Origin of the sequence: Enterococcus sp. 12C11_DIV0727, assembly GCF_002148425.2 — a bacterium.
Taxonomy (GTDB): Bacteria; Bacillota; Bacilli; order Lactobacillales; family Enterococcaceae; genus Enterococcus_L; species Enterococcus_L lemimoniae.
This window is the reverse complement of record NZ_CP147248.1, coordinates 3,392,426-3,417,301: the sequence shown is the minus strand read 5'-3', so window position 1 is coordinate 3,417,301 and position 24,876 is coordinate 3,392,426. Positions and strand designations below refer to the sequence as shown.

At 38.9% G+C, this 24,876-nt stretch carries 27 protein-coding genes; 1 reads left to right on the top strand and 26 read right to left on the bottom strand.

The genetic code is table 11. The features are described from left to right. Window positions 1-111: 111 nt before the first annotated feature. The 11 genes from A5866_RS16300 to pfkB all read right to left on the bottom strand — a co-directional run bounded on the left by A5866_RS16300 (window position 112) and on the right by pfkB (window position 9,979). Entirely contained in the window at window positions 112-1,146 is a 1,035-nt protein-coding gene (locus A5866_RS16300) for a Gfo/Idh/MocA family protein (RefSeq protein ID WP_086280867.1), read from the bottom strand. A gap of 199 nt (window positions 1,147-1,345) precedes the next feature. After that, the gene (locus tag A5866_RS16295) at window positions 1,346-2,314 is read right to left on the bottom strand and encodes a sugar phosphate isomerase/epimerase family protein (protein ID WP_086280864.1); all 969 of its coding nucleotides are present in this window, start codon (window positions 2,312-2,314) and stop codon (window positions 1,346-1,348) included. Beyond that, window positions 2,311-3,048: a ThuA domain-containing protein gene (locus A5866_RS16290; protein WP_086444810.1), complete on the bottom strand. Its 738-nt coding sequence runs from the start codon at window positions 3,046-3,048 to the stop codon at window positions 2,311-2,313. Before A5866_RS16290 ends, A5866_RS16295 begins: the two co-directional genes overlap by 4 nt. An 18-nt stretch (window positions 3,049-3,066) precedes the next feature. Next, window positions 3,067-4,146 (bottom strand): Gfo/Idh/MocA family protein, encoded by a 1,080-nt coding sequence (locus A5866_RS16285; protein WP_086444811.1) that lies wholly within the window; start codon window positions 4,144-4,146, stop codon window positions 3,067-3,069. A 456-nt stretch (window positions 4,147-4,602) separates the two neighbouring features. Then, entirely contained in the window at window positions 4,603-4,743 is a 141-nt protein-coding gene (locus A5866_RS16280) for a putative metal homeostasis protein (RefSeq protein WP_176271332.1), read from the bottom strand. Window positions 4,744-4,778: 35 nt separating this feature from the next. After that, window positions 4,779-5,048: a 30S ribosomal protein S14 gene (gene rpsN, locus A5866_RS16275; protein WP_086280857.1), complete on the bottom strand. Its 270-nt coding sequence runs from the start codon at window positions 5,046-5,048 to the stop codon at window positions 4,779-4,781. A gap of 122 nt (window positions 5,049-5,170) precedes the next feature. Continuing rightward, window positions 5,171-6,043 carry an AraC family transcriptional regulator gene (locus A5866_RS16270; protein ID WP_086280854.1) on the bottom strand — a complete coding sequence of 291 codons (873 nt, stop codon included), beginning with the start codon at window positions 6,041-6,043 and terminating at the stop codon, window positions 5,171-5,173. A gap of 119 nt (window positions 6,044-6,162) precedes the next feature. Further along, window positions 6,163-7,140 carry a tagatose-bisphosphate aldolase gene (lacD, locus tag A5866_RS16265; RefSeq protein WP_086280851.1) on the bottom strand — a complete coding sequence of 326 codons (978 nt, stop codon included), beginning with the start codon at window positions 7,138-7,140 and terminating at the stop codon, window positions 6,163-6,165. Between the two features lie 9 nt (window positions 7,141-7,149). Continuing rightward, window positions 7,150-7,605, bottom strand: coding sequence for a PTS sugar transporter subunit IIA (locus tag A5866_RS16260; protein ID WP_086444812.1), 456 nt, complete (start codon window positions 7,603-7,605; stop codon window positions 7,150-7,152). Between the two features lie 24 nt (window positions 7,606-7,629). Continuing rightward, a complete protein-coding gene (locus tag A5866_RS16255) occupies window positions 7,630-9,039 on the bottom strand; it encodes a PTS fructose transporter subunit IIC (protein WP_086444813.1) in 1,410 nt (469 codons plus the stop codon). Between the two features lies 1 nt (window position 9,040). Continuing rightward, window positions 9,041-9,979, bottom strand: coding sequence for a 1-phosphofructokinase (gene pfkB / locus A5866_RS16250; RefSeq protein WP_086280842.1), 939 nt, complete (start codon window positions 9,977-9,979; stop codon window positions 9,041-9,043). 160 nt (window positions 9,980-10,139) lie between these two features. Between pfkB and A5866_RS16245 the strand changes: the two genes are divergently transcribed. Next, window positions 10,140-10,883, top strand: a complete 744-nt coding sequence (locus A5866_RS16245) for a MurR/RpiR family transcriptional regulator (RefSeq protein WP_086280840.1) — start codon at window positions 10,140-10,142, stop codon at window positions 10,881-10,883. A gap of 102 nt (window positions 10,884-10,985) precedes the next feature. Here A5866_RS16245 and A5866_RS16240 read toward each other — a convergent pair whose 3' ends face one another. The 15 genes from A5866_RS16240 to A5866_RS16170 form a co-directional block, all read right to left on the bottom strand. Further along, window positions 10,986-11,141, bottom strand: coding sequence for a hypothetical protein (locus A5866_RS16240; RefSeq protein WP_176271333.1), 156 nt, complete (start codon window positions 11,139-11,141; stop codon window positions 10,986-10,988). A gap of 181 nt (window positions 11,142-11,322) precedes the next feature. Further along, window positions 11,323-12,324, bottom strand: a complete 1,002-nt coding sequence (locus A5866_RS16235; RefSeq protein WP_086444814.1) for a sulfate/molybdate ABC transporter ATP-binding protein — start codon at window positions 12,322-12,324, stop codon at window positions 11,323-11,325. Beyond that, the gene (gene modB / locus A5866_RS16230; protein ID WP_086280834.1) at window positions 12,321-12,992 is read right to left on the bottom strand and encodes a molybdate ABC transporter permease subunit; all 672 of its coding nucleotides are present in this window, start codon (window positions 12,990-12,992) and stop codon (window positions 12,321-12,323) included. The genes A5866_RS16235 and modB overlap by 4 nt, the downstream gene beginning before the upstream one ends. Window positions 12,993-13,001: 9 nt before the next feature. Beyond that, complete coding sequence (gene modA, locus A5866_RS16225) at window positions 13,002-13,820, bottom strand: molybdate ABC transporter substrate-binding protein (protein WP_086444815.1); 819 nt, start codon at window positions 13,818-13,820, stop codon at window positions 13,002-13,004. 200 nt (window positions 13,821-14,020) lie between these two features. Next, on the bottom strand, window positions 14,021-14,995 hold the full coding sequence (locus A5866_RS16220) for a molybdopterin-binding protein (protein WP_086444816.1): 975 nt from the start codon (window positions 14,993-14,995) through the stop codon (window positions 14,021-14,023). A 15-nt stretch (window positions 14,996-15,010) separates the two neighbouring features. After that, window positions 15,011-15,484 carry a MogA/MoaB family molybdenum cofactor biosynthesis protein gene (locus A5866_RS16215; RefSeq protein ID WP_086444817.1) on the bottom strand — a complete coding sequence of 158 codons (474 nt, stop codon included), beginning with the start codon at window positions 15,482-15,484 and terminating at the stop codon, window positions 15,011-15,013. Next, window positions 15,477-15,911 (bottom strand): MOSC domain-containing protein, encoded by a 435-nt coding sequence (locus A5866_RS16210; protein ID WP_086280820.1) that lies wholly within the window; start codon window positions 15,909-15,911, stop codon window positions 15,477-15,479. Before A5866_RS16210 ends, A5866_RS16215 begins: the two co-directional genes overlap by 8 nt. A 5-nt stretch (window positions 15,912-15,916) precedes the next feature. Then, window positions 15,917-16,882 (bottom strand): GTP 3',8-cyclase MoaA, encoded by a 966-nt coding sequence (gene moaA, locus A5866_RS16205; RefSeq protein WP_086444818.1) that lies wholly within the window; start codon window positions 16,880-16,882, stop codon window positions 15,917-15,919. A gap of 23 nt (window positions 16,883-16,905) precedes the next feature. Then, the gene (gene moaC / locus A5866_RS16200) at window positions 16,906-17,406 is read right to left on the bottom strand and encodes a cyclic pyranopterin monophosphate synthase MoaC (protein WP_086280814.1); all 501 of its coding nucleotides are present in this window, start codon (window positions 17,404-17,406) and stop codon (window positions 16,906-16,908) included. A gap of 334 nt (window positions 17,407-17,740) precedes the next feature. Beyond that, window positions 17,741-18,943 carry a molybdopterin molybdotransferase MoeA gene (locus tag A5866_RS16195; RefSeq protein WP_086280812.1) on the bottom strand — a complete coding sequence of 401 codons (1,203 nt, stop codon included), beginning with the start codon at window positions 18,941-18,943 and terminating at the stop codon, window positions 17,741-17,743. A 15-nt stretch (window positions 18,944-18,958) separates the two neighbouring features. Beyond that, a complete protein-coding gene (fdhF, locus tag A5866_RS16190) occupies window positions 18,959-21,679 on the bottom strand; it encodes a formate dehydrogenase subunit alpha (protein WP_086444819.1) in 2,721 nt (906 codons plus the stop codon). A 1-nt stretch (window position 21,680) separates the two neighbouring features. After that, entirely contained in the window at window positions 21,681-22,979 is a 1,299-nt protein-coding gene (locus A5866_RS16185) for a complex I 51 kDa subunit family protein (protein WP_176332582.1), read from the bottom strand. 11 nt (window positions 22,980-22,990) lie between these two features. Continuing rightward, window positions 22,991-23,479, bottom strand: a complete 489-nt coding sequence (locus tag A5866_RS16180; protein WP_086444820.1) for an NAD(P)H-dependent oxidoreductase subunit E — start codon at window positions 23,477-23,479, stop codon at window positions 22,991-22,993. After that, window positions 23,476-24,069 carry a hypothetical protein gene (locus A5866_RS16175; protein ID WP_254907578.1) on the bottom strand — a complete coding sequence of 198 codons (594 nt, stop codon included), beginning with the start codon at window positions 24,067-24,069 and terminating at the stop codon, window positions 23,476-23,478. The genes A5866_RS16180 and A5866_RS16175 overlap by 4 nt, the downstream gene beginning before the upstream one ends. Continuing rightward, on the bottom strand, window positions 24,047-24,856 hold the full coding sequence (locus A5866_RS16170) for a formate/nitrite transporter family protein (RefSeq protein ID WP_086444822.1): 810 nt from the start codon (window positions 24,854-24,856) through the stop codon (window positions 24,047-24,049). The genes A5866_RS16175 and A5866_RS16170 overlap by 23 nt, the downstream gene beginning before the upstream one ends. Between the last annotated feature and the right edge of the window lie 20 nt (window positions 24,857-24,876).

Below are 24,876 nucleotides of genomic sequence, written 5' to 3'. Positions count from 1 at the left end.
CTTTTCTCTTTCCTAAACACGTTCTTTAACATTTTATGCTTAGTCGAAAAAAAAGTAAAGCACCCCTAAGGGAACTTTACTTTTAAGCTGAGATCAACTGACTTTTTACGCTTATCTTTTTGCTGCTTTCATTATTTCTTCAATTAAAACCATCACTTGACGTACTTCGTCATTTTTAACTACCGGTTCTGCTTGCTCTCTGACTACTTTATAAAAGTTTTTATAAAATGTGTCATATTCGGCGAAAGCTGTTGGTAAAGGCAACGTCTCGGTAGCCTCTTCCGAAGGTGGCGCCATGGTTTTCGTCAAGCCAACGCCTGCTTGGATTGGTGTTGGCGCTTGGATATTTTGTTTGCCAGACTCAACCACCATTTCGCCTGAAAGATTCCAATCGTTAATAACAGCCGTTCCTTGGGTTCCTTTTAGATACCATCTTGGCAATTTAGTGTAATTAGTAGTACCAACTTCAATAATGGTACGTAGACCATTTTCAAAAATAATATAAGCAATAAAGCCATCATCCACTTCGTCACCTAAAATATAACTTAAATCAGCGGAAACTTTTTCAATCCGACTGTCCACTAAAAATAGTAGCTGATCTAGTAAATGAACCCCCCAATCCAAAAGCATTCCACCACCATGTTTTAACTCATGACGCCAGTCGCCAGGAATTCCATTGGCACCTTGAACACGCGTTTCGATTTGGAATAATTCACCGATTTGTTGGTTTTTATAAAGTTCTCTAGTAATTAAGAAATCTGGATCCCAACGGCGGTTTTGATGGACCATAAAGGTTTGACCAGTTTCTTTGGCAACTTTCAGTATTTCATCTAGTTCTGCGACATTCATAGCCACTGGTTTTTCACAAACTACGTGTTTTCCCGCTTTTAAGGCTTGGATTGCTAGGTCTGAATGAGAATCATTGGGTGTGGCGATCAATACTGCTTCGATCATTTTATCTGCAAGTACTTCTTCAAGCGAGGCGTAAATTTTATGGTTATGTTGACTGGAAATTTCTTGACGCTCACCAGAAATATCATAGGTTCCCACAACGTGGATTCGTTCATTTTCATTGGGCATAATGTTATGGACATGGTATGACCCCATGCCGCCGTAGCCGATTACGGCAAAATTGATTGCTGTCATTTTTTGAATCCTTTCTATATAAGCGTTAGTTGATGTAAGATAGGGAATAGGTGTTACTCAGTGCCTAATTGGCGTTTGGGAGCTATCAGAAACAGTTGTTGTCTTCTATTTGACATCCAGCTTTGCTGTGAACCACGAGGAACACGGTGAGTCGATGTTGAACAGTACAAGGCGACTTTATGGAGCATTGTTTCCTTGATTATACCCACCACATTTCCGCTGGTTGTTCTTTGATCATAATACTTTTCAAATTTGTAATTGCTCGGTTTAATCCTTCTTCGGTCGACATGATTGGATCCTCATGTTCAATACTCAAAACGTAATCATACCCGTAAATTCTAAGTGCACTAATAATATCTGACCAGACTTTTAAATCATGACCACAGCCTACTGAGCGGAAGGTCCATGCACGAGTTTTCACATTACCATATGGCTGCATATCGGTTAGTCCATGCATATTGATATTGTCTTGATCTAAATAAGTATCTTTTGCATGAAAATGATGAATCGCACCCGCTTCACCTAAAATTTTTACTGCAGCAACAGGATCGATTCCTTGCCACCATAAATGGCTTGGATCAAGATTACAACCAATCGCTTTGCCAGTTGCTTCACGGAGTTTCAACATGGTGTATGGTGTGTGGCATAAGAAACCACCATGCAGTTCGATTCCGATTTTCACACCAGCTGATTCAGCTATTGTATTGATATTTTTCCAATAAGGAATCAATTTATTTTCCCACTGGTAGTTGTAATTATCATCGTATTCTGTTGGCCAAGGCAAGACCGGCCAATTGACTTGTGAATCGGTTGGATTTCCTCCTGAAACACCAGAAAAACCATTGACGACAGACACATTCATTAAAGAAGCTAACTTGATTGTTTTTTGTAACAGTTCATCTGCCTCTTGAGCCGTTTCTTTGATTGGAGAAATTGGGTTATTATGGCAACTCAAAGCACTGATTGTTAAGCCTTTATCTGCTAATTTCGCTAGATATTCTTTTCTAGCATCTGAACTTGCCAACATCTTATCGATATCTAAATGAGCATTTCCAGGAGAACCACCGGTACCGATTTCCACGGCTTCCAAGCCTGACTTTGACACGGTTTCAATCATTGCTTCAAAGCTTAAGTTATTAAATAAGGGAGTAAATACACCTAGTTTCATTGTTTATTTCCTTTCCTGTTCGTAATATCTTCTAATGGTTCGTGATGGCCATAATTAGGATACGTATTTTGTGTAGGCTGACACCAGCGAACACCGTTTTTAATGACTTTTTGGACCTCTTTATTATAGTAGGAAGGATAGGTTTCATGACCTGGCTGGAAATAGAAGATTTTTCCATTCCCACGATGATAAGTACAACCGCTGCGGAAGACTTCGCCACCTGGATACCAACTGATAAAAATCAAGTCATCTGGTGTCGGGATATCAAAATGCTCCCCGTACATCTCTTCTTGTTCTAATTCGATGTACTCACCAATTCCTTCAACGATTGGATGACTGGGGTCAATTGTCCAGATCCGACAATGCTCTTGCGCTTCCCGCCATTTTAGATCACAGGAAGTTCCCATTAGTTTCATGAAAATTTTTGACATATGACCTGAGTGAAGTACAACGAGTCCCATTCCTTCAAGAACACATTGATGAACACGTTGAACAATTTTGTCAGAAACTTCATTATGAGCAACATGTCCCCACCAAATCAAAACATCTGTGTTGGCTAATACTTCCTCTGTTAAACCGTGTTCTGGCTCATCCAAAGTAGCGGTTCGTACTGAAAAATCATCTTCTTTTAAAAATTGTGCGATTTGTTGATGAATCCCCTCAGGATAAACTTTTTTTACCGCTTCATCTGTTTTCTCATGACGGAATTCATTCCATATTGTGACTTGGATCATCGTTTTTCCATCCTTTCTTTAATCGAAAAATACAGGCTGATTTGTTTCTGATGCTTTGTAGATTGCTTCAAGAATTTCTGTCACCACTAACGCTTGTTCAGGTTTCACAACAGGTTCCGTATCATTGAGAATTGCATCGATCCAAGACTGTGCTTCTAACACTTCAGGCTTATCTCCTGAGCCATCATAAAAATCAACACCACCAGGTTCTAATTCGATTTTCTTTTCAAAAAGTGTACTGTGATCTTCTCCGTTGATGGTCAACCCATCATTCATATCAGCCCCGCCCTTCGTTCCGTGGAGAGTAGTTTTAGCTTCTTTTACATCCAAACTATTTAGTGCCCAGCTAGATTCTAAAAAGATCGTTGCCCCATTCTCCATCATGATAAAACCAAACGCTGAATCTTCTACAGTGAATTTTTCAGGATCCCAAGAACCCCAAGCATTGGCTGCCTTTTCTGTTTCAGCTAGCTTATGATAAGCTTTCCCCACTACATATTTTGGTTTGTAATTGTCCATCATCCACAGCGTCAGATCTAGCGCATGCGTGCCAATATCGATTAATGGCCCGCCACCTTGTGCTTCTTCATCAAGGAAAACACCCCAAGTTGGCACTGCACGACGACGAATGGCATGAGCCTTGGCAAAATAAATGTCTCCTAACTCCCCTTCTTGACAAATCTCGTACAAGTATGTGGAATCTTTTCTAAAGCGATTTTGATACCCAATGGTTAATTTTTTACCTGTTTTTGTTGCTGCTTCGATCATGCTACGAGCCTGAGCAGCGGTTTTTGCCATTGGTTTTTCGCACATCACATGACAATCCGCTTCCATTGCGGCAATCGATAATTCCGCATGGGTACTGTTTGGCGTACAAACATGAACAACATCCAACGTCATCTCTTCAAGCATATCCTGATAATTAGTAAAGGTTTTAGCAGTCAACGTACCATAATGCAGTTTTGCCTCTTCAGCCCGTTCACTGATCAAATCACAAAACGCGACCAATTCTACTTCCTTTACTTGTGCAAGGGCTGGTAAATGTTTCCCATTCGCAATTCCACCGCAACCAATAATTCCTACTCTTAACAATGACATCAAAAAACCTCCAGTGATCGGATTTTATTTCGTGGACGAATAAAGCGGTTCCACTTCTATATCACTACTATACAAAAAAATGAAAAAGCTTTCTTCCTAGATTATGGGTGGAAAATTCCTGGATATTGCTGTGAATCACTGCGACTGGCTCCGCCAGAGCAGATGATGAACAGTACTTGGCGACCAAAGGGAGCGAAGTTTCCTTACTTGTGAATCGCCAAACGCTTCACACAAAACTAATGTTAAGCAATACATAACAAACAAAGAAAGAAAAGTTTCCTTACTTGTGAATCACCAAACTCTTCACACAAAACTAATGTTAAGCAGTACATAACAAACAAAGAAAGAAAAGTTTCCTTACTCTTGAATCACCAAACACCTCACACAAAATAAAAAAAGCCCTTCCCTTCTATACAAAAGGAAGAACTTCACACTCTAATCCGATCCCTAAAACACTCAGCCAACAGTACCCGCAGCCATCGCACGATGTCTTTGCTCCCGCTTAGATTGCTGAATGATTTTTAACGCTCGTTTTCTTGTTTTGCGATTTGTACACTTCAATCGTCTCCGTGCACTTGAAAGATCTTGTTTTTCCATCAAATCACCTCATTACTAGTATTTATTAGTTACTGTTACCAACTTGCTTTATGCACGCCAGGAATTTTTCCTTGATGTGCTAAGGTTCTAAAATTGATTCGTGACATGCCAAATTTACGCATATATGCTCTTGGTCGTCCATCGATCAAATCACGATTTTTTAAGCGATTCGGGTTAGAATCTTTTGGCAATTTTGCCAATGCTTCGTAATCGTTATTTGCCTTTAATTCCATGCGTAGTTCCGCATATTTTTCGATCAAGTCTTGTTGTCGTTTTGCTTTGGCAATTTTTGATTTTTTAGCCATATTTTCTTTTCACCCTTCCTAAATCGTAATGATTACTTTTTGAGAGTAATAAGAATAACATTAACTAACAGAAAATACAAGTTTTTATTATTAAAAAAAGCCCTAAATTTTGGGCTTTTATACTATATTTCAAAAAAATTCTTCTGATATTTTAAAGGTGATATGCCAACCTGTTCTTTAAAAACATGGTGAAACGTCTTCACACTAGCAAATCCTGATTTTTCAGCTACCTCGATCATGGGTACTTTTTCATTTGCCAAAATAAACTTGGCTTGATTAATTCGATATTCCGTCAAAAAGCTCATAAAGGTCGTACCAGTATTCGCTTTGAAAAAGCGGGTGAAGTAATAGGAGCTAAAACCACTATACTTGGCAATTTCTTCTAGTGTTATCGATTCTTCATAATGATTTTCAACATACGTAAAGATCCGATCTAACTGCTCTAAATTTCCTTTGTAGTTAATTGTCGATGACTTAGCACCCTTTTTTACTTTTACCTGAGTTTGAGGTAACCTTCTGTAAAAGGTTGTAATCAGTTGAAATAGTAAATGAAACAATGCATAGTTTTTCCCTGGAGCATCTTTTTCAACTTCCTCGAATAACTGCTGCAATAGTTTTTTCATCTCCACTATTAATGACTTCGACCATTTTGAACTATGCTTTTCTCCAGTTTCAAATAGTTCGATCAAGGAACAATCCTTTGCTGATTTTACGTTTTTTTCATCAAATAAACTCAAGTCAAACTGATAAACAATTCGTTCACTATCTGGCGAAGCTAGAAAATAATGGGGTTCTCCACTGGCAAAAAAATAAATTTCCCCTTCTGAAACGGAAACAACGTCATCCCCTACACCGATGTTGACTGTTCCTCGTATTGAATAGATGATTTCAATTTCTTTATGCCAATGAGGATAAACAATTGTCATACCGTCATTGATAAAAGCTCTAAATAGGAGATTTCCTTCAAACTCTGGTCGTTCTAGGTATACGCTCATCTTTTGCCTCCAAGAATTTCTCTTCTCTTTTACTTTATCAAATTTTTGGTTTTTTACAACTGATTTTATTGAAAAAAACAATCCCTACTGAGTAGCAGATTGCCTTTTCCAAGTTCATTTTATCTGTTCATCCATGGTGTTGCTGTTTCTTTCAAGACACGATTTAATGATTCGATGTTCTCTTTCCCAACAGTTCTCATCCATTGCTCCGCTGCTATTTTTCCTTCTTGCGCAAACGGTATCACCCCATCTTTCCATGTTGCTCGACCGCATAATACGCCATTAAACGTTGAACCAGCCTCTTTTGCAAAGTACAACGTTTCTTGAAAACGTTTACTGCTAACACCTGCACTTAGAAAAATAAATGGCAGATTCGTTGCCTCACTTTGTTCTTTAAATAATTGCTTTGCTTCTTCTTTTGAAAAACAAACGTCTGAACCAAAACCTTCTACAAACGCCATATTCACAGGTACCTCTACTTTTAAAACATCCACATTATAGCGTGGTTTACTAAATTCTTTCATCATTTCAATGACTTTGTGCGGTTTGATTTTGGCATATTCTTTGCTTGATACATCCGTTATTTTTGCATCATAGGATACTAATTCTAAGAAAAATGGCAAACCTTCTGCATCACATTCCGAACCGATTCGTTCCATAAAAACTTGTTTTTGTTCATTGATCTCGCTTGGCTCATCTACATCATAATACAATAAAAATTTAACAGCATCTGCCTTAGCTTCTTTCAACCGTTTAACTGACCAATTACTTAATAGATCAGGCAAACGTCCCGGTTCACTAGCGTCATACCCTGTTTTTTCATAGGCAACCAGTAACCCTGCTTCTTGATCTCGCACTTTTGCTGCAGATAATCCGTATTCTGGATCTAAAAGAATCGCAGAAGCATAAGGTGTCAATTCACGAGAAACAATTTCTTTAAACGAGGTAATAGCCTCTTCTCCTACTTCTGTCACACTCGCTGTTTCGATCATTTTTTTTAATGAGCCTCGCTGGTCGATGGCAAGTGCTCCGATCAACCCGTCTTTGTTACTCATTCGTTTCATTGCTGCTAATTTAGATTCTGTCATTTTTTTCATAGTTTTTTACTACGCCTCCATTAATTGTTGATTTATATATTCTGCTATTTCTGTTTCTGAGTCTAGTTGTTTTATTTTTTGCTTAAACTCACTTTTCATCAATAAACGAGCCACTTTTGATAATAGTTTCAAGTGCGTCGTTCCAGCTTCTTGTTCGGGAATCAGTAAGGCTATGATCACTTCAGTAGGGATACCATCTAAACTATCCCAATCAATGGGATTCTTCGTTTTTACAATCAGCACACTTGCCTCAGTAATAGTTGGATTTTTGGCATGTGGTATGGCAAAACCGTCCATCATGCCTGTGCTTCCCTCTTTTTCACGATTATGAAAACTGGTTAGTACAGCTGAACTATCTGTAGTAAGCTGTAACTTTTGTGCAGATTCTGCTAAAAATTGTAAAGCACTCGCTTTTGTGTCCAATGCTATATTTATGAAAATGTTTGTTGCATTTACTAAAACCATTTCGCTTCAACCTCTTTCTATTGTTTAGATTGTTGCCTTTATTTTTTCAACTCTGCGTTTTTGAATCAGCCCCAGTAAAAATCCACCAACAAGTGAACCAGCTAAAATGGCTAATACCCAAAGCAACCCGTGTGTCACAACAGGTAAGACTAAGAATCCGCCATGTGGTGCAGGGACTTGAACTTTAAACATATAGGTCAAAACCGCAGCAATCGAAGAGCCTAACATCATCGTCGGCAATACTCTTAATGGATCTTTTGCTGCAAAAGGAATCGCCCCTTCTGTAATGTGAGTGGAACCTAAAATAAAGTTGACCAACCCAGCATTTTGTTCATTCGTATCAAAATACTTTCGGAAAAATAAAACAGCAAATCCTGTGATCAATGGCGGTGCAATACAGGCGGCCGAAACCCCTGCCATAAAGCTGGTATTTCCTTGTGCTAAAAGGGCTGTCCCTGTAACATACGCGGCTTTATTCACTGGGCCACCCATATCAAAGGCACACATGCATCCAACAATAACTCCTAAAACTAAAGGACTTGAGTTTTCAAAACCTGCTAGAAAATCCATCATACCTTCATTGATTGCTGACATCGGTCCTGCAATGCCATACATGATCAATCCAGTGATGGCAACACCTAAAACGGGATATAAAAAGATTGCTTTTAACCCATCTAATGATTTTGGCAAAACGTTGAATACTTTGACTAAGCCTAGAACAACATATCCAGCTAAGAAACCAGAAACGATTCCACCTAAAAATCCTGTTCCGCCATTAGTTGCCACTAATCCACCCACAAAGCCAACAACTAAACCTGGACGTTTGGCAATCCCTTCTGCAATATAGGCTGATAAAATTGGTACCATCATGCCCATTGCTAAACCACCGATTTCTTTTAAAGTTGCTGCAAATTGATTGAATTGCGTATTTTCTGGATCTGCTGAATAAATCCCCCATAAAAATGAGATAGCAATCAGCACCCCACCACTAACGACAAAAGGCAACATATGAGAAACACCGTTCATTAGATTCTTATAAATACTGTGTCCGATACCTTTTCTTTCATTCTCTTTTTTCTCTAGTACAGCTACAGAAACTGATTTATCACCACCAAGAACTTTTCCTTTTCCTGCTAAAGCATCATCAATCAATTGACTAGCTTCTTTGATTCCTTTGCTGACGGAAACCTCAATCACCCGTTTTCCAGCAAATCGTTCCGCATGAACATCTTTATCTGCCGCAATAATGACCGCATCCGCTTTTTCGATTTCAGCTTGTGTTAATTCATTTTCCACACCGATTTGACCATGGGTTTCCACCTTGATCGTCACGCCTTTGGCTTTTGCAGCTTGCTCTAATGCTTCTTGTGCCATATACGTATGGGCGATCCCAGTAGGACAACCTGTTGCTGCGATCAATTGATACTTTGTCATATCAGATCTTCCCTTCTATTGTTTGAATTTGAATTTGTTTTTCTAACTCTTTGATGTCACTAAAATCAGTCAGTCCTTTTCTAAAAGCTGTTGAACTGCCAGCAGCAATACTATGTTTTAAGGTTTCATCTAATCTCTTTCCCCTCAGCAAACCACTAATGAAAGTAGCAAGTAACGTGTCGCCTGCACAAGCTGTGTTCACTACTTTTCCTGTCGGAGCATTTCCATAAATAAGATTCTCTTTATCAGCATAGAAGCAGCCTTTTCCGCCAAAGGATAGCAAGACTCGTTGTGCCCCTTGATCGATCAAACGCTGTAAGTATTCAGGACTTTCGTTTAATGAAATCTCTGTTTGGTCAAACCATCTCGCCAATTCTTCCTCATTTGGTTTTAGTAAATAAGGCTGATAGCTTAAACAATCCATTACGCTATTGTAACTACTATCTAAAATTAAGTTGACCTGATTTCTGTGAGCGATTTGACTAATTTTAACTAAAATCATTTCAGAAATCCCTTGAGGCAAACTACCTGAAACACATAGATAAGCCCCAGCTTCAATCGTTTCTATCATTCTTAATAACTCACTGATTTTTTCACTAGGAATCTTAGGTCCTTTATTGACTAGCTTATATTCTGTTTGTTCTTGATTGACTTGCGTAAAAACATTGATTCGAGTGTTCTCTGAAATATGAATAAATTCGGTTGCTATCTTTTTTTCGTAGAGAAATTCTTCAATATACCGACCTGTGAAACCACCACTAAATCCAATTGCAGTACTATCTATGTCTAATTTTTTTAGAATCAGTGATACATTTACTCCTTTCCCATTCGCTTGAATATCATCATCAAGCGTTCGATTGACAATGCTAGGCTCCATCGTTTCTGTTTCGATAAATAAATCGATTGCTAAATTCATCGTACAAGTATATAGTTGAACCATTTTGCTCCTCCTTTCTCACACTTGTATTATCGGATAGTTTACTATGTAAATGTTTTCATAATTATAATAATTACCTGAAAAACGATACAATCCTTATTTCTCTCTTATGAAAATGGTATGATAGGAAAAAGAATAGGAGCAGATTGGGGGATTTTTCATCATGGAAAAAGCATTAAGTGACTCAGAAAAGTATTTATGGAATTTTATCGACAATCATCTTGTTGATATCCCTAATTATTCCATTGTCAAATTAAGTGAAAAAGCCAATGTTTCTACCGCAACGATCGTTCGTGCCATGAAAAAGAAAGGATATGAAGGCTTTACTTCGTTTAAGCATTATCTAAAAGATCAATCAAATACGACAATCAATTTCTCTGGTGTTGAAAAAATCGATGCTGAAATCAAACGTGCGATCTTAAAAAATGAACAAGAAGTTATTCGTACAATCAATAGACTGGATAGCGGTAGTATTGAAGATGCCATTCAAAAAATCAAAGCAGCACAAAAAATCGTCATTTTTGCTCGTGGTTTTTCAGAATTGATTGCCCAAGAAATGACGGTTAAATTCCAACTTTTAGGAAAATATTGTGAGATGCATGCAGATCCCAATATCATTACGAGCATCAGTAAAAAAATGACGAAAAATGACATCGTCCTCTTGATTTCTTTAAATGGCGAAACAGCTGAGTTAGTCACCGCAGTAAAAAATTGTTTAAAAAATGAAGTCAGCACGATCACATTAACCGCTAATTCAAGCAGTTCGTTAGCACAATTATCTGAAATCGTCTTCACGGGATTTAAATCAGAAGGTTCTTATTTTCCAGAATATGAAGTTCGATCAAGATTACCACTTTCCGTTATGGCAAGAATTTTGCTAGATTCTTATGCCATCCGTACAAATTAAGACAAAAAAGGAGCGAGACAAAACAATAGTCTGCTTTGTCTCGCTCTCCAAGTTTGGATAAATACGTTTTTATCCACCTGCTTAAACTCATGGCACAATGTGTTACTTTATCTTATCTACTTTAGCTTTAATCTCCTCAGTAGAATATTGTTTGATCAGTCTCTTTACCTCCCCTTCAGCATTAAGAATACCCGTTTTTGTATAGCCTAAATTTTTAAGTGCTACAGTCAAATAATCAATAAAGTCACTCTCTTTCATCCCAACGAATAACCTCCTATTTATATTTTCCAACGATGAACATTTTTCTTAAAGTAAAAATAATTCAAAGTCAGCAACATTGTACTTCCACAGCTCCATACAAAAAGCACACTCCAAAGATTGATTTGTCCACTGCTTCTTTTCCAATTGATTTCCCCTCATTAAATAACATCTTGAACGCTTAGTTTAAAACCATGATGGCATCAGGTGACACACTGAATCTTTTGACTTTGCTCATTTCGATTTGTTTACTTCCCTTCCACCAAAGATCAAGGTCATTACATACAAACCAAGCGTTCTGTTCAAACGGAGTTTGCTGACTACTAACATAATCTACATCCAGTTGGTTGTCTTCAGCACCGTTTACCAATAAATCATGAGCTCGAATCCCGATATAGCGACAAGTAACAGGCACCTCTGCTGTGACAATCATTGGCGTTTTCCACCCTTTAACTTGAACTGTATGAGCATCGATCCGTTTAATAGGAAAAATATTTTTACAACCAGTCAAGCGAGCGGCAGCTTCAGTTTGTGGTTGCTTAAACAACTCAGTCGTTTGCCCCTTGATTAAACCTGCTTCTGTCATAATCAGGAGCTTAGGACATAGTCGATAAAGTTCATCTAGACTATGACTGACGATCAGGACATTTCCTTTAAAGTCGACTAAATGGTTTTGTAATTCTAGTTGGAGCTCCTCTTTTAATGAGGCATCCAACGCTGAAAAAGGCTCATCCAATAACAATAATTCAGGCTGTGAGGCTAACATCCGAGCTAAAGCTACACGTTGTTTTTGTCCACCTGAAAGCTGTCTAGGGTAGCTATTTTTAACATTTTCTAAATGAAACATACATAACAACACCGTGATCAAGTTTTGATCTTTGGTCACACTGCTTAAATTTTTAAACACTGTAAAATGTGGAAAGAGCGCATACTGCTGAAACAACAGTCCTACTTTACGCTGTTGCGGTGGTAGATCGATCCTTTTTTCCTGATCAAAAAGCACTCGATCACCTAATTGAATCTTGCCTGAATCTGGCGTTTCGATTCCAGCAATGCATTTTAGAAGCATACTTTTGCCACAACCAGAAGCACCTAAGACTCCTAATGTGGTTGCTTCGATTTCAAAAGTGGCACTCAACTGATGATCACGCAATTTTTTTTGAATATCAACAAAAAGTTTCATCCATGTGTCCTCCGCGATTTTCTGCTGAATAGCTCCGTTAAAAATAAGATCAACAGACAAATAAGCACAATGATCGTCACATATTGTCGCGCTAATGACCAGTCACCTGCTGCAACCGCTGAGTATATAGCTAACGGCAACGTTCGAGTCTTTCCTGCAATATTGCCTGCTAGCATCGTTGTTGCCCCAAATTCACCTAGCCCACGAGCAAAAGCTAACACGCCTCCGGCTAAAAGCCCATTGATTGCCAAAGGAAACGCAATTTTAAAAAATATTTTTTTCTCCGAAAACCCTAACGTTTTAGCAGCAGCTAATAGATCAGGGTCAATTTGTTCAAACGCTGCGATCCCAGAACGATACATCAAAGGAAATGACACTGCAACTGCTGCAATCACTGTTGCTGCCCAAGAAAAAACTACCTTAACAGAAAAAAAATCCAATAAAAATTTACCTATTGGCTGTTGAACACCAAATATATCCAGTAAAAAGAAACCAAAAACCGTTGGTGGCAACACCAGCGGCAAGGTAAATAAACTGTTAAGCAGAATTTTAAGTCCTTGATTTTTCTGACGAAAAACAAGATAAGCAATCAAGGTTCCACTAAAAAAAGTAAAAAATATCGCTATGATCGCCGTTTGAAACGAAATAATGATTGGACTTAAATCCATCACATTCACCTACTTATTCATAATAAAACCTGTATCTTCAAAGTACTTAGCCACTTCTTTACTTTGCAAAAAGAGGATAAAGTCTTCTGCGCTTGCTTTTTCTTTCGATTTCTCAACTAAACCAATTGGGTAGATGATTGGATCATTCAGGGTATCTTCTGGTAAAACAGCTACAACTTTGACTTTATCCGTAGCAGCCGCGTCTGTAGCATAAACGAGACCAGCTTGAGCGCTTCCTTCAGCGACCCAATTTAACACTTCTGTTACATTCGTTCCAAAACTAGCATGCTCTTTGACCTCATCCCATAAACCCAACGCTTTCAAGCCTTTTTCAGCATACTGTCCTGCTGGAACACTTGCAGGGTCGCCTACTGCAACCATCTCAGCTTTTTTCAAATCACTAAACTCTTTCCAATCAACATCAGAAGAGCTTGGTACAATCATAACTAATTGATTTTGTAATAATGGAACAACACTTTTCTGATCCACTAAATTTTGTGAAACCAACGCATCCATTTGCTTAGTTGCAGCTGAAAAGAAAATATCCGCTTCTAATCCTTTTTCAATTTGTGTTTGTAATTTTCCAGAACTATCATAATTTCCTTCTACTGTCGTTCCAGGATTATTTTTCTCAAAAGCTGGTATGATTTGCTTTTCCATGACTGACTCTAAACTGGCTGCCGCTGCGATCAATAGGTGATGTTCCTCTTCTGAACTGCTAGAACTGGTTGAAATTATTGTCTTCGTTTTTTGAGATGTACACGAGGTTAAAAATAGAAATGCTAATACCAGTAGACAAATACCCTTCACTTTGTAATATTGTTTCATAATTTCTCCTCCTAAAAGTTAAAAGCGTATCGAGTTCTTTCAGACTTGACTGGAAAATAGGAAAATTTGATTGAGACGCTCTTTGTCTCACTCCATTTTTATCTTTTTCCCGAAACCTTCAATCCTTGGAGCTTTAGCTCTTAGGAATTGATGAGATCGAAGCAGAGCATAATGCTAGCCTGTGCTGCTCGATAACTAATTTATAAATAGCCACCATACCCTAAGGCAGTGATTTCTTCTTTCGTGATCGTGTCTTGCGCAATGATCCTTGGCAATAGCAAATCAAATACCGTCCGTTCAGAAAACATCACACCGCCAGGCAACCCCATAATTGTTTTTCCATCTAAATAAGCTAACAACAACATTGAACCTGGTAAAACTGGTGTACCATGAAAAACAATCTTTGCTCCTGTTTGTTTTATTGCTAGTGGCGTGCGGTCATCTGGATCAACACTCATACCTCCAGTGCAAAAAATGACCTCCGCTCCAGCTGCCAGCATCTTTTCAATCGCTTTTGTGATCTGTTGTGGATCATCATTGACAATTTCGTGAAAAGCAATCGTAGCATTTGGATAGTGAGATAATTTCTCCTTAACAACAGGGGTAAAAGAATCTTTGATCAATCCTTTGAATACTTCACTGCCCGTCGTCACGATTCCTACCTTTACTGGCTTAAAAGGGATTAAAGTTAAGATTTCTTTATGACCAATCAATTTTTCAGCTTGAAGCAAGTTTTCTGGTTCAATTTCTAACGGAATGATCCGTGTTCCTGCTACTTTTTGTCCAGCCTTAACCTTTTGATTATTTTTCAGTGTTGCAACTGCAACTTTTTCAATCGAGTTTAAGGCAAACAACCTGTCTTGATCGACTTTCAATAAGCCGTCTACTTCAGCTACTACTTCGATTTTCCCTTCTGAAACCGGTGTTGGTCGCATCTGTTTTCCAGCAATCAAATGATATAAAAAATCAGCTGCATCATTTTCGTGGATCAAGTTTGATTCATCTGATTTTAAAAATAAGTGCTCTTTTCCTAATGCAAGCAACACGGGAATATCTTCTTGTTTAACTTGATAGCCTTTTGAAAAAAGAGCTCCTTTAAACTCACCTTTTACGATTTTGGTAATATCCTGATACAAAATCAACCCTACTGCATCGACTGTCTTTACAACTTTCATCCTAGTTTCCTCCGCTTAATGCTCTGTTTTTCGATCGGTTAAAATATCTAAGGCATGAGGTAAAATCGGTAGTAAGTAACTTAGATTTTCAGTCACCCCTTTAGGACTTCCTGGTAAATTGATGATCAAGGTTTTCCCCCGCTGTACCGCAACACCTCGGCTCAACATGGCAAAGGGCGTTTTTTGAATACTTTGCATGAGCATTCCTTCACTAATACCTGGAATCTCTTTTTCTCCAATACTTAAGGTTGCTTCTGGTGTGATGTCTCGGACACCTAGACCAGTACCACCAGTCGTTAAGATCAAGTCGCAAGTTCTACACCATTCAATCAATAATGAGCTAAGCTCACGCACTTCATCTGGTAATATAGTTTGATTCACCAGTTCAAATTGATCTTGGATCAGCTCTTTTATGATCCGACCAGATTCATCTTCTCGTAGTCCCTGAGCCCCTTTATCACTTAATGTAATGATCCCTACTTTATACAACTTCTAGTTGATCTCCTTTTTTGATATGACCTTCTGCTACGACAACAGCAAAAATACCTTCTCTAGGCATAATACAATCGCCCACTCGTGCATAGATTTGACAATGTTTATGGCATTCTTTCCCAATTTGCGTCACGACTAATTCCGCCTGACCAATCCGAATTTGACTGCCAACAGGTAATACACGCAGGTCAATTCCTGATACAATAATATTTTCGCCAAAAGCACCATTGCCTACACGAGCTCCCCGCTCATTAAACTCGGTGATTTTTTCAAAAGATAACAAGCTGACTTGGCGATGCCAATTGCCGCCATGCGCATCATTTTCTAACCCAAAACCTTTGATTAAATCGACTTCTGGAATTTCTTTTTTCTGTGTCCCCCGTCGTTCACTAATATTGATCCCAATAATTTCTCCTACTGCCATACTCTTTACCCTCCAATTTGTGACATTAACCGAGAATCGCCCTGACTCTCTAAAAAATGATGTTTCGCAGGTTTACGTTGAATTGCTGAAAAAACCTGTTTTAACAGTAATTCTTCATCTTCTGCCTGCAAAGCGCCTTTTAAATCACAGCCATCGTCCATATGCAAGCAGGTCTTCAAACAGCCATCTGCTGTAATCCGGATTCGATCACATTCAGCACAAAAACAATGACCTAACGCGCTAATAAAGCCAATTTTCCCTTTAAAATCTGGTAATGAAAAATAACTAGCTGGTCCATTTCCTAAACGCTGTTCAAAGGGTCTCAGCTGGCCATAGTTTGATTCTATTATAGAAAAGAGCTCTTCTTGTGTCTTTCCAGGACAGCCTTTGCCTAAACCGATCGGCATCAACTCAATAAAACGTACATGGATGGGGTTCATTTTAGCAAGTGCTGCAATTTCGCAAATAGCCTCTTCTGTCAGCTCTCCTCTAGCAACTGTATTCACTTTAATATTCGGTAAACCTACCTCGATGGCTTTTTCCAAACCAGTTAATACTCGTTTTAACTCCCCTACTCGGGTAATTGCACGAAATTCGTCTGGATCTAATGTATCAATACTAATATTAAGTCCATCTAAATTCGCCTCTTTTAAAGCCTCAGCATATCTTTCCAACTGAATACCATTGGTTGTTAAGGTCACTTTTTCAATACCGTTGATAGCTTTTATCGACTTGATCAATGCGACAGTATCCCTGCGAGTCAAGGGTTCACCACCTGTGATTTTAACTTTTTTAATTCCTTGTTTAGCTAAACTCTTGATCAAAAATACTAGGTTATCAAAACTTAAAACCTCATTTTTTTTTAGAAAACACATTCCTGTTGCCGGCATACAGTACGTACACCTAAGATCACAACGATCTGTCACAGATAGCCGCACATAATCAATTTCACGATTAAAAGAATCCTTCATTTTAAGTCCGCCTTCCTACAACCTTATTCGTTGATCTCCTGATTTGTTGAAATAAAATGTCCGCTATTACCACCTGATTTTTCTAGTAAACAGACATTCATGATCTTCATCTCATGATCCATTGCCTTGCACATATCATAAATCGTTAGCAGGGCAATATTAGCGCCAGTCAAGGCTTCCATCTCAACACCTGTAACCCCCACTGTTTTTGTTAAACAACGAACGGATAAAATTTGAGCTGTCTTCCAGCTAAAATCGACCTCACATTTCGTTAAGGCTAAGACATGACAAAGTGGAATTAATTCAAATGTTTTTTTTGCCGCCATAATCCCTGCCACTCTAGCCACTTGCAGCACTTCGCCTTTTTTTATCGTCTGATTTTTGATCCCTGATGCAACCTCTTGATTCATATGAATCTCTCCGTAAGCGACTGCGGTTCTTTCTGTTGCTGCTTTTTTTGAAACATCGACCATCCGAGCTTGTCCTTGTTCATTGATATGAGTAAATTGTAAAGTTTCTTTCATCTAAGCACCTCGTAAAACGCTTTCATCATTCGCTAAATTGTTAGTAGCGTTCGCTATCTTTTCCTTAAGTTTAGCACTCTGGCTAAAAAAAAACAATCTGATATAAATAAATTTTTTTAGCCCCAAAAACAAAGAGTGTGGGACAAAACTCTTTGATTCATGTCCCAGTCACTCAAAGTCCAAATAAACAGTGTGAAAAAATCAGGATCTTCAGCAATAAGCCAGCATGCACAAAAATTTGAAGAACAATTTTCATGAATGCTGGCTTATTGCTGTAAAACACAGCGAGGTACGGGCTGATGTTACACAGTACCTCCTTGTCATAACTAAATTGTTAAAATTTCCAATAATAAACTGTTACATAGTCTCCTTTTTTCAATAGCTTTTTAGCTGGTTGATCGATCATACAATTGGTTTCAAGAGTATTATGAAATACTGAAGAATAATGTAATTTTGCATTTAAAGATACCATACCATTTTCTTCATACGCCCGAATAAAGCGGCGAATATTAGAAGGCGTTAACTCTTCTAGTAATTGAACTTGACGTTGTTCTAGCTTTAACTCAGAGCAGTTTAAAAAATGAGCCAGCGCTGACCAATAAAATAGATGCAAATTGACCACAGCCGCAAAAGGATTGCCAGACAAGTTTAAAAGTAGTTTGTTTTGATAGCTACTTGCCATCATTGGTGTTCCTGGTTTCATATTTACAAAATGAAAGAGCGTCTCTCCACCTAAAGATTCGATAACTTGAGGAACATAGTCCTTTTCCCCCACTGAAACACCGCCTGTCGTGATCAATAGATCCACATCTGCCACTCTTTCACGAATGATCTCAGCAATCTCTTTAGGATCATCTGAACAATGCTCTTTGAAGATTATTTGACTGCCACTAGATTGAATGAACGAAGCTAGCGTATATAGATTGCTGTCATAGATTTTGCCTGAAGTGAGTGTTGCCCCTAAAGAAACTAACTCACTCCCAGTCGCTAAAATTCCGACTTTCATTGGCGCTAAGACTTGAATCATTTCAATTCCTTGGGCTGCTAAGATACCAACTACACGGCTATTGATCAATTGATATTTTGAAAAAATTTTTTGTTCAAGCCTCACATCTTCACCCACAACACCATAATTACGCCCCGCTTTGATTTCTCGGTAGATTTTGACCTCTGTTTGGCCATAATCGGTCCATTCTTGTTTGATCACCGCATCAAAAGGGGCTGGAATCGGTGCTCCTGTCATGATTCTAACAGCAGAACCAGATTCATTTACTCGATCTGGCTCTGAATCTCCAGCAAAAATCGAGTTACTGACGTTTAAACAAATTGGTTTTTCTAAACTTGCACCTTGTGTTTCTTCAGCAATAACGGCATAACCATCCATACCAGCTCTAGGAAAATGTGGTACAGCGATTTTAGCAAAGATATCTTCTGCGCAGACTCGTCCAACAGCTTTTAAAATAGAAACATGCTCCACTGCTTTTTGCTGAGCGAAAAATTGGTTGATTTTTATTCTTGCTGCTTCGACTTCAATCATTGAAACAACTCCCTTTTACCTGACAGGTGTAATATCAACAGCACATACTTTATATTCAGGAATGATTGCGATTTCATCAAATTCAGCATTGGTCAATTCATTGACGTTTCCATCTGGAAAATGGAAAGTCATAAAGACTTCTTGTGGAAAAACGCGGTTTCCAACAGCCGCATAGGTTTCAATGGTTCCCCTTCTGGATTTCACGTTGACTTTGTCGCCTTCTTTGATGCCTAAACGCTTGGCATCCACTGTGTTGATTTCAATATAGGAACGATTCGCAAGTTGATTGATTCCTTCCGTTCGACCTGTCATTGCCCGGGTGTTGTAATGATAAAGCATTCGGCCTGTTGACATTAGATAAGGATAACTTTCATCAGGTAGTTCTCTAGATTTTTTATAGGGAATTGCCATAAATAATCCCTTACCTCGGGTAAACTCGCCAACATGCATGATTGGTGTACCTGGATCTTCTGGTGTGCGACAAGGCCACTGCAAACCACTGGTTACTTCTAATCGGTCATAATTGATTCCGCCAAAAGTTGGTGTAAGACTAGCAATTTCATCCATGATTTCTTTAGCCGAGTCATAATGGCTTGGGTAGCCAAGTCGGGTCATCACATCGCAGAAAATCGCATAATCTTCTCTCGCTTCACCTTTCGGTTCAACTGCTTTACGCACTCGTTGAACACGTCTTTCAGTATTCGTGAAGGTTCCATCTTTCTCAGCATAACTAATTCCTGGAAGCACTACATCTGCGTATGCCGCCGTTTCCGTCATAAATAATTCTTGGACAACAAAAAATTCTAAATTCTCTAGTGCTTTCCGTACATGAGTGGTATCAGGATCGGTTACGATTGGATCTTCGCCAAAAATATACAACCCTTTGATTTTTCCTTCTGTCGCAGCCGGTAAGACTTGGGTCGAGGTCAGCCCAACATTTTTATTTAAGTTAACTCCCCATGCTTTTTCAAATTTCGCCATTACTTCTGGATTGGCAACTTTTTGATATCCTGGAAAATCATACGGCATACATCCCATATCACAGGCTCCTTGAACATTGTTTTGCCCGCGCAAAGGATTAACGCCACAACCTGGCTTCCCGATTTTTCCAACGAGCATTGCCATATTCGACATGCTCATAACCCCTTCAGTTCCAGTAGAGTGTTCGGTCACACCTAAACAATAAATGATTGGCGCTTTTTCTGCTTTCGCATATAATCTAGCCGCTTTGATCAAGTCATCTGCTTCGATATGGCAAATTTCTGCAACTTTTTCAGGTGTATACTCAGCGACAAGTTGTTCCAGCGCTTCAAAGCCTTCTGTCTTTTCTTTGATAAAGGCCTGATCAGCCAGACCTTCTTTTAAAATCACATGCATCATGCCATTGGCGAAAGCTACATTGGTTCCAGCTTGGATTTGTAAATGAAGTTCACAATTTTTGACTAAATCGATTTTACGAGGATCGACCACGATCACTTTTGCTCCGCGCTGCATCGCTTGACGAATTTGTGAACCAATCACTGGATGAGCTTCTTCTGGATTTGAACCAACTAATAAAATCACCTCAACATCTGTCGTAATATCTGCAATTGGATTTGTCATTGCACCTGATCCTAATGTGTGGGCCAAACCATGGACAGAAGCAGAGTGACAAACCCGGGCACAATTATCCACATTATTCGTACCGAAAGCCGCCCGCATCATTTTTTGGAAAACATAATTATCTTCGTTGATCGACCGTGAACACGAAAAACCAGCTAAAGAATCTGGACCATGATCGGCCTTCAATTGATTAAATTTGTCCGCAACTAAACTCAATGCTTCATCCCAGGTTGCTGGTTCAAAAACACCATTACGTTTAATCAACGGCTCCGTTAAACGATCACCAGAACCTACAAATTTATACGAAGCAAACTTACCTTTCACACATAAAAGATTTTTATTTGCAGCGCCATTGATTGGTTCAACACCAACTAATTTATTTCCTTTCACCACAAGATTCATTTGGCAACCAGTCCCACAATGCGGACAAGTGGTCGGAATTTTTTTTGTCTCCCACTCCCGATAAGTTTTATGATCTTTACTCACTAAGGCACCTGTTGGACAAGCTGAAACGCAATTTCCACAAGACTCACAAAGTGACTGATCAAAAGCAGCTCCGTAACTAGGGGTCATTTTCGTATCAAAACCGCGTTTAGCAATGCTAATGACATCTCGTCCTTGGCGTAACTGACAGACCTTAGAACAACGCCTACACATAATACACTTTTCTGGATCATAATCAAAAAATGGATTACTCGTATCTTCTTGATGACAAGGCATTCGTTTACCATCCGTGAAGCTCGTATCATCGATGCCATAATCCAAACAATAATCTTGTAACTTGCAGTCCCCATTTTTCCCACAAGAAAAACAGTCTAATTTATGATTACTCAACAATAGATCTAAAACAAAGCGGCGGGAATCATTAACTCTTGGAGAGTTTGTGTGAACCACCATGCCATCTTGGCAATGAGCAGTACAAGCAGTGGTCAACCCACCTTTTCGGCCACCCTCGACTTCAATTGTACACATCCGACATGAACCATCTGGCGCTAATTCCTTCAAATGGCACAGTGTAGGGATTTCTATATTCAACATTGATGCCGCTTCTAATACAGTTGTTCCTTTTGGTACAGTAATCTGCTGATCATCGATCGACATCGTAATGGTTGCTGTTTTTAATTTTGTTTCCATCTTACCAAAGCCCCCCTTTTACTGGTGTAACTGCTTCACGGATACCAGCCTCAAATTCCTCTGGAAAATAAGCTAAACCGCTTTTCATCGGATTGGCAACAGACTGACCTAATCCACACGCGGAAAGGTTCGTCACATGCATCAACATTTTTTCAAGTCGTTCAAGATCACCAACAACAGCCGTTTGGTTATTGAATTTTGTCAGAAGCTCCAAAATTCGTGTTGTGCCTAAGCGACAAGGTGTACATTTACCACAAGATTCGTGTGCAAAAAAGGCAGCGACCTGCACTAAATAATCGACGATGCTCACCTGATCATCCATCACAACGATCGCACCAGAACCAATTGATAAATCCTTATCCCATAATCCTTCATAGGAATAGATACAATCCTCAAGATTTTGAACCGCCCCAATCGGACCAGATTGGCCACCAAAATGAATAAATTTCAACGGTCGGCCTGTTGAAGTACCACCACCGTATTCTTCAGAATAAAGAATATCTTGCAGCGACGTGCCAAGATTTACTTCATATAAACCGCGATTTTTGATATGACCAGACAAACAAATCAGTTTAGTCCCGCCACCATCTTCGGTTCCAAGATCACGATAAGCTTGCCCTCCTTCACGTAAAATCACAGGAATCCCTGCAAATGATTCAACATTATTCACTAGCGTTGGCTGCAGATATAAACCAACATCTGCTAAATGGGGCGGTTTAACTCTTGGTCGACCCGTTTTGCCTTCAATCGAATTTAAAAGAGCTGAATTTTCTCCACAAACATACGCTCCAGCACCTGAAATAATCGTGATATTATAGTTAAAACCTGGAATTCCTAAAATATTTTCTCCCAAAAAACCAGCTTTTTCGGCATTATCCAAGGCTTCTTGAAAAATTTTCTGAATGCCTAAATATTCTCCCCGCATATAGATATACCCTGCTTTAGCGGAAAAAAGATAGCCAGCGATCACCATGCCCTCAATGACACTCAAAGGATCATGTTTTAATAACACTTTATCCTTAAACGTTCCGGGTTCCCCTTCATCGGCATTACAGACAATGTATTTTGTATCACCTTTGGCCCCATATAAATGTCGCCATTTTTTTCCTAATGGAAACGCCGCTCCACCGCGTCCGCGTAAATGCGCTAAATCTAGTTCATCCAAAATAGCCTCTTTATCCATTTCAATTGCCTTTAACAACCCTGAAAATCCTTGGTATTCTTGATATTCACCAACATTTGTCGCCTGCCTCATCTTATTAACACGTTCTAATAATACCGGTTGATTTCGTTTGATCATTTTTCTTCCTCCTATAGCTCTTGATAACATCCACGCTGGAGGTCATCGATCAATTGATAAACCTTCGCTTCCGTCAAATCAGCAAATACGGTATCCTTGATTTTGATTACAGGTCCTTTATCACAGGCACCAATACAAGGAATACTATGATACATAAACAGTCCATCCGGTGTTGGTTCATCTGCTGGGACTTCCAAAATCGTCTCCAAAACCTCTGCTAACATTGTTCCGCCTGTAAAAAGACAGGGTGTACTATTACAAATTTTTAAGACATATTTTGCTTGCGGCTCTGTTTTTAAGATAGCGTAAAAACTTAAAATCTCATACACTCGAGCTTGAGATAAATGTAAATGATCTCCAACTAGCTGCGCAGTTGCTTCATCAATATACCCTTCTTCGGAGCCATATTGAATGGCAATCAACATATTTAGGATACGCTGTGGGTCAGAATCATTTGCTAAAATAATCGCTTCCTTTTCTGATAAACTTAATGAACTCATACTTTTTCTCTCCTATTTTCCACGTCATTCTCTGAAAAGCGAACACCGTTTTTTGTTTTGATTAGATTAAATGAACGAACTAACTTAGGCGTTTCCAAAATAATATCGGCTTGATCGATCACCTTGGCTGCCGTTTTTTTTACGCTTTTTTGATTATTCATCATTACAAACAAACCAGGTTTAACCACTTCACGAATGGAATTCGACTCGCAAACGATTAAGGTATCTCTAGGGACATACTGTAGAAAAGTTAAAAAGCCTTCTAACAAATGATCATAAAAAACTTTTAATAGGTAAACCTTTTTGCAGCCTGCTTTTAATAATTGCATCGTATCCTTTGAACCAACACTATTCGATTCTTCAATCAACTCATATCCTTCATCAATACTTGTACAAATCCCGCATCCTGTTTCGCCACGCTGACATTTGCCACGAGCACCGCTAATGGTTATGATTTTTAAACCATAGATTGTAAACCGTTGATAATTTTCAGCAATAACCTTTTTAGCCATTGTCGTCTTGCCACTATTACGTCCCGTCGAACCAATTTGGATCATATTGTGGACCTCAATACTTTTCGTAAATACCATCAGGCTCACTCGCTTCCTTTTTTTCAGCCGTTACAAACATCAATGGAACTGCCAAAAATAAACTACCGCCAACCGCATTTCCTAAAAAAACAAAGACTGTATTGACAAGATAGTCCGACCATTGAATCCCACTCGCATTTGAAAAAATAGCTGCTGGTATGATAAAAGCATTTGCGACCACATGTTGAAATCCGCAAACAACAAAAACCATCACTGGAAACCACAGACCAAACATTTTACCAAGATACGTTTTGCCCATCGCACCAAGATAAACGGCTAAGCAGACAAAAATATTACAGCCGATACCCGAAATAAATGCAACAAGTGGCGGATCTGCGATTTTTGCTTGAGCAACTGAAATAGTCTTTTCTATAAATGCTCCTTCCGTCAACCCAACAACATGACCAAAGAAATAAGCCACTAAAAAGCCACCAATACAATTTGTGAGCAAAACAATCAGCCAATTATAAAGCAACTCTTTACTGTTGATTTTTTTTTGCAAAACACCTAGCGTCATAACCATCATATTCCCCGTTGCCAATTCACCGCCAAAAAAAGTAAGCGCTACCAATCCAATTGGAAATAAACACCCACCTAAAAATGTTGAGAAACCTCCCCAACTTTTCGGCATCGTTCCTGAGATTCTAATGAATGATAAATATCCTAGGGCGATAAAAAAGCCCGCCATGATTCCTAAAATACTCAATCGAATAAAAGATAACTGAGTTTTCGCTGCTGCTTTGTCTCCTAAACTTGTGACTACATCTTGACTACTCTCAAAATCCATCTGAAGCTCCTTTCATATAG

Coding starts and splice junctions, on each gene's coding strand:
- A5866_RS16300 (WP_086280867.1), bottom strand. CDS start 1,146: ATGACAGCAATCAATTTTGCCGTAATCGGCTACGGCGGCATGGGGTCA.
- A5866_RS16295 (WP_086280864.1), bottom strand. CDS start 2,314: ATGAAACTAGGTGTATTTACTCCCTTATTTAATAACTTAAGCTTTGAA.
- A5866_RS16290 (WP_086444810.1), bottom strand. CDS start 3,048: ATGATCCAAGTCACAATATGGAATGAATTCCGTCATGAGAAAACAGAT.
- A5866_RS16285 (WP_086444811.1), bottom strand. CDS start 4,146: ATGTCATTGTTAAGAGTAGGAATTATTGGTTGCGGTGGAATTGCGAAT.
- A5866_RS16280 (WP_176271332.1), bottom strand. CDS start 4,743: ATGGAAAAACAAGATCTTTCAAGTGCACGGAGACGATTGAAGTGTACA.
- rpsN (WP_086280857.1), bottom strand. CDS start 5,048: ATGGCTAAAAAATCAAAAATTGCCAAAGCAAAACGACAACAAGACTTG.
- A5866_RS16270 (WP_086280854.1), bottom strand. CDS start 6,043: ATGAGCGTATACCTAGAACGACCAGAGTTTGAAGGAAATCTCCTATTT.
- lacD (WP_086280851.1), bottom strand. CDS start 7,140: ATGAAAAAAATGACAGAATCTAAATTAGCAGCAATGAAACGAATGAGT.
- A5866_RS16260 (WP_086444812.1), bottom strand. CDS start 7,605: ATGGTTTTAGTAAATGCAACAAACATTTTCATAAATATAGCATTGGAC.
- A5866_RS16255 (WP_086444813.1), bottom strand. CDS start 9,039: ATGACAAAGTATCAATTGATCGCAGCAACAGGTTGTCCTACTGGGATC.
- pfkB (WP_086280842.1), bottom strand. CDS start 9,979: ATGGTTCAACTATATACTTGTACGATGAATTTAGCAATCGATTTATTT.
- A5866_RS16245 (WP_086280840.1), top strand. CDS start 10,140: ATGGAAAAAGCATTAAGTGACTCAGAAAAGTATTTATGGAATTTTATC.
- A5866_RS16240 (WP_176271333.1), bottom strand. CDS start 11,141: ATGAAAGAGAGTGACTTTATTGATTATTTGACTGTAGCACTTAAAAAT.
- A5866_RS16235 (WP_086444814.1), bottom strand. CDS start 12,324: ATGAAACTTTTTGTTGATATTCAAAAAAAATTGCGTGATCATCAGTTG.
- modB (WP_086280834.1), bottom strand. CDS start 12,992: ATGGATTTAAGTCCAATCATTATTTCGTTTCAAACGGCGATCATAGCG.
- modA (WP_086444815.1), bottom strand. CDS start 13,820: ATGAAACAATATTACAAAGTGAAGGGTATTTGTCTACTGGTATTAGCA.
- A5866_RS16220 (WP_086444816.1), bottom strand. CDS start 14,995: ATGAAAGTTGTAAAGACAGTCGATGCAGTAGGGTTGATTTTGTATCAG.
- A5866_RS16210 (WP_086280820.1), bottom strand. CDS start 15,911: ATGGCAGTAGGAGAAATTATTGGGATCAATATTAGTGAACGACGGGGG.
- moaA (WP_086444818.1), bottom strand. CDS start 16,882: ATGAAGGATTCTTTTAATCGTGAAATTGATTATGTGCGGCTATCTGTG.
- moaC (WP_086280814.1), bottom strand. CDS start 17,406: ATGAAAGAAACTTTACAATTTACTCATATCAATGAACAAGGACAAGCT.
- A5866_RS16195 (WP_086280812.1), bottom strand. CDS start 18,943: ATGATTGAAGTCGAAGCAGCAAGAATAAAAATCAACCAATTTTTCGCT.
- fdhF (WP_086444819.1), bottom strand. CDS start 21,679: ATGGAAACAAAATTAAAAACAGCAACCATTACGATGTCGATCGATGAT.
- A5866_RS16185 (WP_176332582.1), bottom strand. CDS start 22,979: ATGATCAAACGAAATCAACCGGTATTATTAGAACGTGTTAATAAGATG.
- A5866_RS16180 (WP_086444820.1), bottom strand. CDS start 23,479: ATGAGTTCATTAAGTTTATCAGAAAAGGAAGCGATTATTTTAGCAAAT.
- A5866_RS16175 (WP_254907578.1), bottom strand. CDS start 24,069: ATGGTATTTACGAAAAGTATTGAGGTCCACAATATGATCCAAATTGGT.
- A5866_RS16170 (WP_086444822.1), bottom strand. CDS start 24,856: ATGGATTTTGAGAGTAGTCAAGATGTAGTCACAAGTTTAGGAGACAAA.